General features: G+C 62.4%; 13 protein-coding genes. 6 read left to right on the forward strand and 7 right to left on the reverse strand.

All coding sequences use genetic code 11. The features are described from left to right. On the forward strand, positions 1–846 hold the full coding sequence (locus LOKVESSMR4R_RS14600; RefSeq protein WP_087209848.1) for a mechanosensitive ion channel family protein: 846 nt from the start codon (positions 1–3) through the stop codon (positions 844–846). 29 nt (positions 847–875) lie between these two features. On the opposite strand, the gene LOKVESSMR4R_RS14605 is transcribed toward LOKVESSMR4R_RS14600, so the two are convergent. Then, positions 876–1,367: a peroxiredoxin gene (locus LOKVESSMR4R_RS14605; RefSeq protein ID WP_087209851.1), complete on the reverse strand. Its 492-nt coding sequence runs from the start codon at positions 1,365–1,367 to the stop codon at positions 876–878. An 88-nt stretch (positions 1,368–1,455) separates the two neighbouring features. Here LOKVESSMR4R_RS14605 and LOKVESSMR4R_RS14610 point away from each other — a divergent pair, with 88 nt between their 5' ends. Both LOKVESSMR4R_RS14610 and rsmD read left to right on the forward strand, forming a co-directional pair. Next, positions 1,456–2,670 carry an NAD(P)/FAD-dependent oxidoreductase gene (locus LOKVESSMR4R_RS14610; RefSeq protein WP_087209854.1) on the forward strand — a complete coding sequence of 405 codons (1,215 nt, stop codon included), beginning with the start codon at positions 1,456–1,458 and terminating at the stop codon, positions 2,668–2,670. Further along, entirely contained in the window at positions 2,667–3,230 is a 564-nt protein-coding gene (gene rsmD, locus LOKVESSMR4R_RS14615) for a 16S rRNA (guanine(966)-N(2))-methyltransferase RsmD (protein WP_087209857.1), read from the forward strand. Before LOKVESSMR4R_RS14610 ends, rsmD begins: the two co-directional genes overlap by 4 nt. On the opposite strand, the gene LOKVESSMR4R_RS14620 is transcribed toward rsmD, so the two are convergent. The 6 genes from LOKVESSMR4R_RS14620 to LOKVESSMR4R_RS14645 all read right to left on the reverse strand — a co-directional run bounded on the left by LOKVESSMR4R_RS14620 (position 3,218) and on the right by LOKVESSMR4R_RS14645 (position 9,656). After that, positions 3,218–4,084, reverse strand: a complete 867-nt coding sequence (locus LOKVESSMR4R_RS14620) for a 4-(cytidine 5'-diphospho)-2-C-methyl-D-erythritol kinase (protein WP_087209860.1) — start codon at positions 4,082–4,084, stop codon at positions 3,218–3,220. The two genes, rsmD and LOKVESSMR4R_RS14620, sit on opposite strands and share 13 nt — an antisense overlap. Further along, positions 4,071–5,768 carry a tetratricopeptide repeat protein gene (locus LOKVESSMR4R_RS14625; protein WP_237331801.1) on the reverse strand — a complete coding sequence of 566 codons (1,698 nt, stop codon included), beginning with the start codon at positions 5,766–5,768 and terminating at the stop codon, positions 4,071–4,073. Before LOKVESSMR4R_RS14625 ends, LOKVESSMR4R_RS14620 begins: the two co-directional genes overlap by 14 nt. Before the next feature lie 241 nt (positions 5,769–6,009). After that, positions 6,010–6,519 (reverse strand): hypothetical protein, encoded by a 510-nt coding sequence (locus tag LOKVESSMR4R_RS14630; RefSeq protein ID WP_087209863.1) that lies wholly within the window; start codon positions 6,517–6,519, stop codon positions 6,010–6,012. After that, positions 6,516–7,757, reverse strand: a complete 1,242-nt coding sequence (locus LOKVESSMR4R_RS14635) for a bifunctional folylpolyglutamate synthase/dihydrofolate synthase (protein WP_087209866.1) — start codon at positions 7,755–7,757, stop codon at positions 6,516–6,518. The genes LOKVESSMR4R_RS14630 and LOKVESSMR4R_RS14635 overlap by 4 nt, the downstream gene beginning before the upstream one ends. Positions 7,758–7,786: 29 nt before the next feature. Then, positions 7,787–8,695: an acetyl-CoA carboxylase, carboxyltransferase subunit beta gene (accD, locus tag LOKVESSMR4R_RS14640; RefSeq protein WP_087209869.1), complete on the reverse strand. Its 909-nt coding sequence runs from the start codon at positions 8,693–8,695 to the stop codon at positions 7,787–7,789. A 55-nt stretch (positions 8,696–8,750) separates the two neighbouring features. After that, on the reverse strand, positions 8,751–9,656 hold the full coding sequence (locus LOKVESSMR4R_RS14645) for a CPBP family intramembrane glutamic endopeptidase (RefSeq protein ID WP_087209872.1): 906 nt from the start codon (positions 9,654–9,656) through the stop codon (positions 8,751–8,753). A 108-nt stretch (positions 9,657–9,764) separates the two neighbouring features. Between LOKVESSMR4R_RS14645 and ilvD the strand changes: the two genes are divergently transcribed. Genes ilvD through LOKVESSMR4R_RS14660 form a run of 3 tightly spaced genes read left to right on the forward strand, consistent with a single transcriptional unit; the run spans position 9,765 to position 12,905 of the window. Further along, the gene (gene ilvD, locus LOKVESSMR4R_RS14650) at positions 9,765–11,498 is read left to right on the forward strand and encodes a dihydroxy-acid dehydratase (RefSeq protein ID WP_087209876.1); all 1,734 of its coding nucleotides are present in this window, start codon (positions 9,765–9,767) and stop codon (positions 11,496–11,498) included. Between the two features lie 4 nt (positions 11,499–11,502). Then, positions 11,503–12,102, forward strand: coding sequence for a dihydroxy-acid dehydratase (locus LOKVESSMR4R_RS14655; protein ID WP_087209879.1), 600 nt, complete (start codon positions 11,503–11,505; stop codon positions 12,100–12,102). Positions 12,103–12,131: 29 nt separating this feature from the next. Then, the gene (locus LOKVESSMR4R_RS14660) at positions 12,132–12,905 is read left to right on the forward strand and encodes a DUF6478 family protein (protein ID WP_087209882.1); all 774 of its coding nucleotides are present in this window, start codon (positions 12,132–12,134) and stop codon (positions 12,903–12,905) included. The last annotated feature ends 4 nt before the right edge of the window (positions 12,906–12,909 follow it).

Consider the following 12,909-nt stretch of genomic DNA (forward strand, 5'->3'; position numbering starts at 1 on the left):
TTGGACAATTTGCTGACGACAGAGATTATCAACGGGCGCACATTGGCCGATCTGCTGACGCTCGAATTCATGGTTTCGATCTTTGGCAGTGTCCTTGCGGCGATCCTGATCCTGATCACGGGGTTTATCATTGGCGGCTGGCTGCGCGGGCGGCTGATCCGCGTGGGGCAGATGAACCGGCATCTGGACGCGACTTTGTTCAGCTTTCTGGGCAATATCGTCCGCTATGTGATCATCGGCTTTGCGTTTCTGTTCGTTCTCAACACTTTCGGGGTGCAGACGACATCTTTTGTGGCGGTCATCGGTGCCGCCGGTCTGGCCATCGGTCTGGCCTTGCAAGGCACATTGTCCAATATCGCGGCGGGTGTGATGATCGTGTTCTTCCGCCCCGTGAAACTGGGTGATTTCGTCGAGGTCAACGGCCAGATGGGCACGGTGAAAGAAATCAACCTCAACTTCATCGAACTCGCGTCGATTGCCAATGTGCAGATCATCATTCCCAACAGCCAGGTCTGGGGCAATACGATCGTCAATTATTCCGTCTATGACAGCCGCCGCGCGGAATGGGTGTTCGGCGTCAGCTATGGCGCGGACCTGAAACTGGCCGAGGAGACGATCCGCATGACGATCCTGTCGGACCCACGGTCCTGGGCAGAGCCTGCACCGTTCATTCAGGTCAACAACCTTGGCGATTTCTCGGTCGATTTTCTGGTGCGGGTCTGGTGTTCCAGCGCCGATTTCTTTCAGTATCAGGCCGATATGAAGCGGCAGGTGAAAGAGGCGCTAGACGCAGCCGGTGTGGAAATCCCCTTCCCGACGCGCAGGGTGCTCAACACCACCGAATGAAAAGGGCGGCCCTTTGGCCGCCCTTGTCGTTATGCCAGTTCCGCGAGCAGCGTTTGACCAGCCGAGATTTCGCACTGACCCGGTCCTGCCTCTTCGTTCAGGATCTTGACCACGCCATCCTCGACCAGCATCGCATAGCGCCGCGAGCGGTTCACGAAACCGACAGGCCCTGCGCTGAAATCCATCCCGATGGCGGTGGTAAAGGCGCTTTCGGCATCCGCCAGCATGGTGATGCCGGTTTCCATCGCGCCGGTGCTTTCGCCCCAGGCCTTCATCACGAAAGGATCATTGACCGACATGCAGATGATCTCATCCACGCCTTTGGCCATGAAATCGTCATAGGTCGCCATAAAGCTGGGCACATGGGCCGTGGTACAAGTGCCGGTAAAGGCGCCGGGCAGCCCGAAGATCACGACCTTGCGGCCTTTGATCTTATCGGCAAGAGCCACCGGCTCTGGTCCATTGTCACCCATCACCAGCAAAGTCGCATCCGGTAGTGTATCGCCTGTCTTGATTGTCATGGCTTTCGCCCCCTCTTCGCGTTGTATCGCCGATTGCTTCCCATATAGAGTGCGGCAAAACAAGTGGTGTCACCAAGGGAACAGTTTCATGACGCATGTTGTTGTCGCAGGCGCGGGGCAGGCCGGTGCATCTGTGGTCGCGAAATTGCGCGCCGAAGGGTTCGCAGGTGCCATCACATTGATCGGCGCAGAACCGGTCCCGCCCTATCAGCGCCCGCCCCTGTCCAAAGCCTATCTGCTGGGCGATATGGCGCAAGAACGGCTCTATCTGCGGCCAGCCGAATTTTACGCCGACCAAGGTATCACCCTGCGGCTTGGCACCCGCGTCGTGGCGGTTGATCCAGCGGCAAAGACCGTCACGCTGACCGGTGATGAAATGCTGGGCTATGATCATCTGGTGCTGACGACGGGCGCGCATCCGCGCATCTTGCCTGCGGCGATTGGCGGTATGCTCGACGGTGTCTATGCGATGCGCGATCTGGCCGATGCCGATGCTTTGGCCCCTGAACTGGTCGCAGGGCGGCAGGTGCTGATCGTCGGCGGCGGCTATATCGGGCTAGAGGCGGCGGCGGTCGCGGCCAAGCGCGGGTTGCGCGTGACGCTGGTGGAAATGGCTGACCGTATCCTGCAACGGGTGGCGGCGCCGCAAACCTCGGATTATTTCCGCGCCTTGCACCAATCGCATGGCGTCACGATCCGCGAAGGGCTGGGGCTGGGCCGTCTGCTGGGCGATAGCCGTGTGACGGGGGCGCGGCTGACCGATGGCACCGAACTGGCCGTGGATTTCGCCATTATCGGTGCGGGGATCACGCCTGCGACCATCTTGGCCGATAGCGCGGGCCTGCATGTCGAGAACGGCATTACGACCGATAGCCACGGCCGCACATCCGACCCGCATATCTGGGCCGCCGGCGATTGCGCATCCTGCCTGTTTCACGGCAACCGCATCCGGCTGGAAAGCGTCGGCAATGCCATTGATCAGGCCGAGGCCGTGGCGCTGAACATCATGGGCCGCGACCTGCCCTACCAGCCCAAACCCTGGTTCTGGTCGGATCAATATGATTGCAAGCTGCAGATCGCGGGGCTGAATACGGGCTATACGGATGTGCATATCCGCAAGGGCGACGCGCCCGGCGTGCAATCGCATTGGTATTATCGCGGCGCGGACCTGCTGGCGGTGGATGCGATGAATGATCCGCGCAATTACATGATCGGCAAGCGCCTGATCGAGGCGGGCCGCAGCCCCGACCCCGCGCTGATCACCAACCCTGCCACCGATATGAAGGCGCTGCTGGCCGCATGAGGATCATCGCAGGCACCCATCGCGGCACCCAGCTGGCCGCTGTCGGCGCGGGGGATGACGCCGCCCATCTGCGCCCGACCAGCGACCGGGTGCGCGAAAGCCTGTTCAACGTGCTGCAAGGCGGCCGGTTCGGCGATATCCTGCGCGGGGCGCGGGTGCTGGACCTGTTCGCAGGCACGGGTGCGCTGGGGCTAGAGGCGTTGTCGCGCGGCGCTGTTCATGCGACCTTTGTCGATAACGGGCGCGCGGCGCAGCTGCTGATCCGCGCGAATATCGCCAAGCTGCGGCGCGAACGGGACACCCGCCTGATCCCGACCAGCGTCGTGGCGATCCCCGCAGGCCAGCCCTGCAATCTGGTGTTTCTTGATCCGCCTTATGGTCTGGCGCTGGGACATGCCGCGCTGGATGCCGCATTGCGCCAAGGCTGGATCGCGCCAGAAGCGCTGATCGTCTGGGAAGAAGGGCGCGGCCAAGTCGCCCCCGAAGGATTCTCTGTCGTCGATCAGCGCCGCTATGGCGAGACATTCATCACCCTGATGCGCCGCGATCAGGCCGGTTGAAGCACCGCCGCAGGGGCAACCCACCAATTCATATGCGCAATCTGCATCCGGCGCGCGACCTGACGCGCGGTCGCCATATCCTTGACCAAGCCGTAACATGTGGCCCCCGACCCCGACATGCCCGCATAGCTGACAACGGGCAGCGCGCGCAATGCGGCAATCGCTTGGGTGATTGCGGGTGCGATGCTTTCGGCGGGGGCTTGCAGATCGTTGCGCTGTGCGGCCAGCCATCGCGCGAAACCGTCGTAATCCAGCCCCTGCGGCAAAGCATCCATGCCGCTGCCATCGCGGCTGGTCAGCGCCTGAAACACCGCCGCCGTCGGCACATCGACAGGCGGGCGCACCAGCACCAATGCGCAATCAGGCAGAGGCGGCACATCGGACAGCCTGTCACCGATACCGGTCATGCGCGTCGGTGCCGGGGCTTGCAGACAGACCGGCACATCGGCACCCAAGGCGACCACCTCGGGGGCATCGGCGGGCAAAGGCGGCACGCCCCAAAGCTCTGCCAGCATCGCAAGGGTCAGCGCCGCATCCGACGACCCGCTGCCGATGCCCGCCGCATGGGGCAGATGTTTTTCCAAGGTCAGCGCAGCGCCGAGCTCGACCCCGCGCACCCGTTGCAGCGCGATGGCTGCCCGCATCATCAGGTTGCTGTCATCATTCGGCACGCCGGGCGAAAACGGACCCGTGACGCTGAGCCGCATATCAGGCGAGCTGGTGGCGCTCAGCTGGTCGCAGACCCCGGCAAAGACCACCAGCGAATCCAGCAGGTGATAGCCGTCATCGCGGCGGCCGGTCACATGCAAGGTCAGGTTGACCTTGGCGGGGGCTGTGGCCTTAATCGTTGCCACGGGCCAGCCTGAGAGGCTCTTTGCCTTCGGCGATCAGCACAAGATCAAGACCGCTGCTCAGCTTGTCGCGGATGCGCTGCGCATCAGCCTCGGCAGGGTTGAAGGACAAGGCGCGCTGCCATTGAAACCGCGCCTCTATGGTGCGGCCCACGGCCCAATAGGCATCGCCCAGATGGTCATTGATCACAGGATCGACAGGTTCCAGCGTCGCGGCGCGTTCAAGGATTTCAACCGCTTGCTGAAAATCGCCCAGCTGGAACAGCACCCAGCCCAGCGAATCGACAATCGCCCCGTTATCAGGCAAGGCCGCAACGGCGGTTTCGATCATCGCCAACGCCTCGTCCAGCTTTTCGCCGCGTTCGACCAGCGAATAGCCCAGGTAATTCAGGATCTGTGGATTATCAGGCTGCAAGGCCAGCGCGGCACGGAAATCGGCCTCGGCCTCGGGCCAAAGGTCAAGCTGGTGATTGGCGATGCCGCGCGTATAGAAAACGATCCATTTGGCGGGGGCTGCATCATCATAAAGCGCCAGCGCGCGGGTATAGGCGGCTTTGGCGTCTTCCAGACGGTCAGCCTCGCGCAGCAGGTTGCCCTTGGCGGCAAAAACCCGCGGCATATCGGGGTAACTGCGCGACAAGGCTTGCAGAACCTCCATCGCAGCATCCTGCCTGCCGGCCGCGCGCAGCACATCGGCGCGCCCCAGCTCGGCCGAAGGAAACGCCAGATCGTCCCGCGCGACGCCGGTATAGGCGGCATTGGCCAGATCATATTGCCCCAGATCTTCCAGCAAGCCTGCGGTCATCAGCAAAGCTGGCGTGTTTTCGGGGGCCAGCGATGTGGCGGCCCGTGCGAACAGCAGGGTAAAGGTGTCAGGCACATCGGTCTGCACCAGACCCGCCACGGTGATATAGACCTCTGCCAACCCCGCCCGCGGGGTCGGCACCGCGGCAAAAGGCACGGCCTCGCCCGCCACCAAGGCAGCGCGCAGCGCGGCCACCCCCGCATCGGGCTGGCTGCCGAAGATACCGTCAAGCAAGTCCAGCGCTTGGGGATTGCGACCCAGCTGGCTGAGGATCTCGATATGGGCGATGGCGCTTTTGCGGCTGTATTGCATATCCGGGCGCGCGGAAAACAACGCTTCGGCCCCGTCGAAATCACCAACCGATGCAAGGGCATAGGCTTTGTGGGTGATCCCGTACATCGTCATATTGGCGGTCTCGATCACCTGATCGAACTGAGCCAGCGCGCGCCGGATATTGCCATTGCCCATATGCGCCCAGCCCTGCGTCAGCCCATCGACCAACGGGCCGACAGAGCGGCCGCTTTCCAGCGCCTCGAAGATGCCATACCAATTGCCGGTCTTGGCATCAGCGACATTGATGACAAGATCGGCAATCTGGCTGGGCAGACGCAGACGCACCATTTCGCGGGCCATCACCTCGGCCTTGTCGAAATCGCCCAGCGCCACGAAAGAGGTCAGCGCGCTTTCGAGCAGGACAGGATTGCCCGGATCAGCCTGCAAGGCCGCGCTGAAATATTGCGCGCCCTGGGCAAAATCATTGGCCCCCGCCGCCTGCCGCCCGGCCAGATAGGCCCCAAGATCGGCCTGCGCCAGCGCAGCCCCCCCCGGCGCGCAAAGCGCGGCCGTCATGCCAGCGATCAGGATTTTTCTTAGCACGCTCATGCCTCACTTTCGGGCTTATGCCTTGACGCTAGCCTTTCACCCGATGTCTTGCAAATATGTGCGGCTGTCGGGCAGCAATAAGTCGCGGATCGCGCGCTGATAGGCCCACAAACAAAGAGGCAGGCCCGAAAGCCTGCCGTCTCGTCCCGCCCCACTGCCCGGCAACGCCCGTTTTTATGGCGCTTTGCGTTGCACAGACCCTATGCGATGAAGTGATTCGTCGTCAAGTGACTGATTCGCCCTAGCTGGTCGGGGCGTAAATTTCGCAGATCGGGCTGACGGGGGTCGGGCTGACCAGAAACGGGGTTTCCGGTGGCATCCCGCTTTGTTCCAGCCAGACACCGTTCAGGCAGAAATCCTGCGCGTAATTGCCAAGATTGAAGCCGAAACCCGGATCGCCGCAATCATCGGCATCGCCATTCGCATTCCAGGCCTGGCTGACACCCAGCCCCAGCTCATCGGGGGTCAGGAAGGCACCGCGCTGCGGATCAAAATGCAGCTGCCATGTGGCATCCGCTTTGCGTGTCTGCATGTCCCATTTGCCGATCAGAAGGCCGTCAAGATAGCCCGCGATACGAAAATCGGTCACATCGTTTTCCGTGACCAGTGGCTGGGACAGCGCGGGCGGGGACACCGTCATCTGACCGGTCATCGTATAGCCATTGGCACCTTGCCAGCAGAAATAGAAATCAACCGCTTGCGCCTGCGTCCCGATCAAGACGGCAGCGGTCGCGGCCAATCTGGTGATCATGCCTCGTTTTCCCGGATGACATGGCCCGCCAGATAGAGCGACCCGCAGATCAGGATGCGCGCCTGCGGATGCGCGGCCCTGATCGCGCTGATCGCATCCTGCATGCTGGCGGCGGTGGTGGCGGGCAGCCCGACCTCTGCGGCAAAGCGGGCGGTATCCTCGGCGGGGATCGTATTCGCCTCGCCGGGGATGGACAGGGCGGTCAGGCTTTGGGCCACCTGCGCCAAGGGCCGCAGATAGCCTGCGATATCCTTGGTGTTCAGCATGCCGCAGATCAGATGCGTCGGGCGCGGCGATTGCGCGCGCAGGGTCGCGGCAAGAGCCACGCCCGCGGCCGGGTTATGCCCGCCGTCCAGCCAGAGTTCGGCAGGGGCGGCCAGATCGACCAAAGCACCCTTGGTCAGCTTTTCCATCCGCGCGGGCCAATAGGCACGGGTGACGGCCGCCTCGCAGGCGGGTTCATCCTTGCCCAAAGCCCGCAGCGCGGCAATGGCGGCGCCTGCATTCATCACCTGATGCGGGCCGGGCAGATTGGGCAAAGGCAAATCCAAAAGACCGCGCTCATCTTGATAGATCAGCCGGTCGCGTTCGCTGCTGACATGCCAATGTTGGCCATAAGCCAGCAACGGCGCACCGTTGCGCGCGGCGACCGCCTCGATCACATCCATGCTTTCGGGATGTTGCGGGCCGACGACGCAGGGCACGCCGCGCTTGATGATCCCCGCCTTTTCGCCCGCGATCGCGGCCAAGCTGTTACCCAGATATTGCTGGTGGTCCATATCGACCGGCGTGATGATGGTCAGCGCGGGCCGTGCCACAACATTGGTCGCATCCAGTCGCCCGCCAAGCCCGACCTCGAGCAGCGTGTAATCGGCGCGTGTTTCGGCAAAGGCCAGCAAGGCCGCGACGGTGGTGATCTCGAAATAGGTGATCGGGTCGGTGCCATTGGCGTGATAACAGCGGTCCAGCACATCACTTAGCGCGGGTTCGCTGATCAATGCGCCCGCCAGCCTGATGCGTTCGTGAAACCGCGCCAGATGCGGGGATGTATAGGCATGCACGACGCTGCCGCCCTGTTCCAGCCCGGCGCGGATCATCGCTTGGGTGGACCCTTTGCCATTGGTGCCCGCGACATGGATGACGGGGGGCAGCTGGTCCTGCGGATCGCCCACAGCCGCCAGCAGGCGCCAGACGCGATCCAATGTCAGGTCGATGACCTTGGGGTGCAGCGCCATCATCCTTTGCAGGATAACGTCAGAATCTTGTGTCACTTGGCAGCATCCACCGGTTCGGCTGTGGGGGCAGGCAAGTCGCCTTTGACCGCCGGGGCCTGTCTGGTCAGCAGGCGCACGATGGTGATCAGCTCGTCCTTAAGATGGGTGCGTTTGGTCACCCGGTCCAGCATCCCGTGATCCAGCAGATATTCCGCGCGCTGAAACCCTTCGGGCAGCTTTTCCCCGATGGTCTGTTCGATCACCCGCGCACCGGCAAAACCGATCAGCGCATTGGGTTCGGCAATCTGGACATCGCCCAGCATGGCATAGGATGCGGTCACGCCACCCGTGGTCGGATGGGTCAGCACGACGATATAGGGCAGCCCCGCTTCTTTGAGCATCTGCACGGCGATGGTGGTGCGCGGCATCTGCATCAGCCCAAGGATACCTTCTTGCATCCGCGCCCCACCGGCTGCGGAAAACAGGATCAGCGGGCGTTTGAGCGCAATGGCGCGTTCGGCGGCGGCGACGATGGCATTGCCGACATACATCGACATCGACCCGCCCATGAAGGAAAAATCCTGCACCGCAACGACGACACCGGTGCGGCCCATATCGCCCTCGGCCACCAGCATCGCGTCTTTTTCGCCGGTCTTCTTGCGGGCTTCCTTGATGCGGTCGGTATATTTCTTCTGATCGCGGAAATGCAAAGGGTCGGCGACAGGGTCAGGAACGGCCACCTCGACAAAGACGCCGCCATCAAACAAGGCCCGCAGCCGGTCGCGCGCGCCGATGGCCATATGGTGATCGCAATTGGTGCAGACGTTCAGATTGTCCGACAATTCGCGGTGAAACAGCATGGTCCCGCATTCGGGACATTTGGTCCACAGATTCTCGGGCACTTCGCGGCGCGAAAACAACGAGTTGATCGTCGGGCGAACGTAATTGGTGATCCAGTTCATGGGCGGGCCTTCTGCTTGACCCAAAAGAGATATGACCCTGCGGCTGAAAATGCAATCAGCGCTTGATCGCGATCCTGGCCGCCAGCCACATCACCAGCACCCAAAGCGCCAGCGTCAGCCCCTGCACGATCAGGAGCGGATCAAGCAGGCGCGCAAGGCTGTAATCAAGCGCGGCGGGATCTTCATAAGGATAGACGAACAGCGCCAGCCCCGAGGCCGGCCAATCCGCAACCGCGTAAAGCAGCAATGCAAAGGCATTATTGGCCAGATGCAGCCCGATCGCGGCCCCCAGATTGCCGGTCCGCGCGGTCAGATCGGCGCAGGCCAGCCCCAGCAAACCCGCCCAGACCGCCCAGATCACCCCATCAGCAGGACCATAGCCGTTCCAATAATGCAGCGCCCCGAACAGGGCCGACGGACAAAACATCCATAGCCAGCGCGCGCCTGACAGGCAGGCCATCTGCTGTTGCAAATAGCCGCGAAAAAGCAGCTCTTCGGTGCCGACCTGCACCAAAAGCGCCAGCAGTGCGACAGGCAACAGCACCAGCCAAGCCCCAAGATCGCGCATGACCAAAGCGTCATCCACCAGCGCCGCGGGCGGGACCAGTTCGATCAGCAGCAAGACCAGCCCGACCGCCCCGCCTACCCGCTTGAGATCAGCCCAAGCCGCGCTGCGATCCCCGACCAGCGACCAAAAGCCACGCCTGTGCAGCAGATGCAGCAAAACCACCAAGCCCAGCCCCGCGACGGCAAAGCTGAAAAATTGCAGCAAGGTGCCGAATGCGCTTGTGCCCGCGATATAGGCCGCACGCGCCTCGGCGGGCAAAAACAAGGCCAGAACAACAGGTGACAGGCTAAAAATCAGCGCGACCAAGGCCATCATGGCAACCACGCGCCACAGGTCCCGCACCGGCCATGCAGGGCGGATGAACGCGGCATGGGCGCGGTAAGGATCACTCATGCGCCTGTTTAGACAGCCATCCACACCGCCTGCAATGGCGGTTTCGCGCTTGTGTCAGTGACGCCCGTTATTTAGACCGTGTCCAACAGTTTTTCGGGGAGAGATATCATGCCAAACACTCGTGTCGACAAATCCAGATTGCCCAGCCGCCATGTGACCGAAGGCGCATCGCGCGCGCCGCATCGGTCCTATTTCTATGCGATGGGGCTGGATGAACATGAAATCGCGCAGCCTTGGGTCGGTGTCGCCACCTGCTGGAACGAGGCAGCCCCTTGCAATATCACGCTGAACCGGCAGGCGCAGGCCGTCAAGCTGGGCGTCAAGAACGCCAAAGGCACGCCGCGCGAATTTACCACGATCACCGTCACCGACGGCATCGCGATGGGCCATGAAGGAATGCGCTCATCGCTCGCTTCGCGCGAAGCCATCGCCGATACGGTGGAATTGACGATGCGCGGCCATTGCTATGACGCTTTGGTCGGTCTGGCGGGCTGCGACAAATCGCTGCCGGGCATGATGATGGCGATGGTGCGGCTGAATGTGCCGTCGGTGTTCATCTATGGCGGGTCGATCCTGCCGGGCCGGTTGAACGGGCAGGACGTGACCGTCCAAGACGTGTTCGAGGCCGTGGGCAAGCATCAGGCCGGCAATATGTCGGATGCGGAACTGGAAATCCTCGAACGCGTGGCCTGTCCATCTGCCGGGGCCTGTGGCGGGCAATTCACCGCCAATACCATGGCTTGCGTGTCTGAAGCCATCGGTCTGGCGCTGCTGAATTCCTCGGGTGCGCCCGCGCCTTACGAATCGCGCGACCAATATGGCGTGGCTTCGGGCGAGGCGGTGATGAACCTGATCGCCAAGAACATCCGCGCCCGCGATATCGTGACACGCAAATCGCTGGAAAATGCGGCCCGCATCGTGGCCTGCACCGGCGGGTCCACCAATGCCGGTCTGCACCTGCCCGCCATCGCCGCCGAGGCCGGGATTGATTTCGATCTGGCCGATGTCTGCGAGATTTTCCGCGATACCCCCTATTTCGTCGATCTGAAACCCGGCGGCAAATATGTGGCCAAGGATCTTTACGAAGCAGGCGGCGTGCCGATCGTTCTGAAAGAACTGCGCAAGGCTGGTCTGATCCACGAGGATTGCATGACAGCGACAGGCCGCGTGATCGGTGAAGAACTCGACATGATCAAAGGCGAGGCGGATAACCGCGTCATCTATTCCGTTGAGAACCCGATCACCAAGACCGGCGGTGTCGTTGGCCTGAAAGGCAACCTTGCCCCCGAAGGCGCGATTGTGAAGGTCGCGGGCATGTCCGAGGAAGAACAGCTGTTCACCGGCCCCGCCCGCGTGTTCGAATGCGAAGAAGACGCTTTCGAAGCCGTGAAAGCCCGCCAATATGAAGAAGGCGAAGTCATCGTCATCCGCAACGAAGGCCCCAGAGGCGGCCCCGGCATGCGCGAGATGCTGTCCACCACCGCCGCCCTGTCCGGCCAAGGCATGGGCAAAAAGGTCGCGCTGATCACCGATGGCCGCTTTTCGGGGGCAACCCGCGGGTTCTGCGTGGGCCATGTCGGCCCAGAGGCCGCACAGGGCGGCCCAATCGCGCTGTTGAAAGACGGCGATATGATCACGCTGAATGCCCATACCGGCGAATTGTCGGTCGCGCTCAGCGATGCGGAACTGGAGGAGCGGCGCAAAAACTGGTCCGGCCCGCGCGACACGATCTATGCCTCGGGTGCTTTGTGGAAATATGCGCAGCTGGTCGGGTCCACCCGTCTGGGCGCGCTGACCCATCCCGGCGCAAAGGGTGAAAAACACATCTACATGGACCTTTAGGCCCATGATCGGGCGCGCCATCGCCTGTGTCGGGATCGTGGCCCTTGCCGCTTGCGATCCGGTGGTGGTGGCGCAGCCCGTGACGATGCTGAACGGCGATCTGGTGGTCACGCCACCTGAGGGATATTGCGCCGATCCCCTATCCAGCCGCCCGCGCGCTGGTTTCGCGGTCTTTGCGCCCTGTGTCACGCTGGGTGCGGACGCGCCGGTGCCGTCCATCATCGGCGTGGCGATTGTACAGGCAGGCGATGCGGGATCGGCCATGGTCACCGGCGGCGAAAGCGCCTTGCATGAATTCCTGACCAGCCCGCAGGGCGCGGGGCTGTTGGACAAAGGCGGCAGCGGCGCGACGATCAGCGTGATTTCATCGCAGGCAATCGGCGGGCGGGTGATCGTCCATTTCCGTGACACGGGCCCCGCACCGATGGCGGGGCTTGGCTCCGACGAATGGCGCGTCTTTACCGATATGAATGACCGGCTTGTCACGGTCTCGGTGCGCGGTCTGGATGACGCGCCGCTGTCTGCCATGCGCGGGCGCGCCTTGCTGGATCAGGTCTTGCGCGGCTTGTCGCCAGGCGTGATGATGGCCGATGCGACGCCATAGCCGGCTGCCCGCGAAAGGACCGCGAACCGATGCCAATCACACCACAGACCCTGCTGGGCCGGCTGTTTCACAAAGGCGCGCTGGCGCGGTGGCGCGCGGCGGCGCGGCATGCGGATAAAACGGATCTGATCGCCCTGCGCGCGCAACGCTATCAGGCGCGCCAATTGAAATCCGCGTTACAGGACCTGTGCGATCAGGCCGACGACCGGCTGACACCGCCGCTGCATGGGTCTGACAATTTCGCCCGGCCGGTCGGGACGGATTGGTCCTGGCGGCCCGCGCTCTGGCGGCTGCGTCTGGACAAGGGCGGATATGCACCGGTGCAGGACAACACCAGGATCGGCGATGAGATCGGTTTCTTTCACGATTGCCCCCGGTCGCAAATCGCTGTCCGGCAAATCAGAAACATGCGCGATATCGAGGTCGCCCCTTTCGCCTTGCGGATGGAGGTTTTCCATTTCACCGGAAATTACCTGTCGCTTGTCGTCGATCTGCCAGCACAAAGCTGCGCGGGGCTGCGCAAACAGCATATCATCGCGCTATCAACCGTGATCACGGCGGAACAGCCGGTCAATATCTCTGCCCGGCTGAACCTGCGCCATGGCCCGAATACCGAACAGATCCTGCTGCCGCTTCTGCAAGACGGGGCGCAATCGACCGTTGCCTTCGATCTGGCCTATACCCAATTGAACGAACAGCGCGCAGAGAATATCTGGATCGATCTGATGTTCGAAAACCCTGCGATGAACAATGTAACCTTGCGCGATCTGACCATCTGCCGTTATCCGCGCGCGCAAATTTGAAAGG

The sequence above is a fragment of the Yoonia vestfoldensis genome, assembly GCF_002158905.1.
Lineage (GTDB): Bacteria > Pseudomonadota > Alphaproteobacteria > Rhodobacterales > Rhodobacteraceae > Yoonia > Yoonia vestfoldensis_B.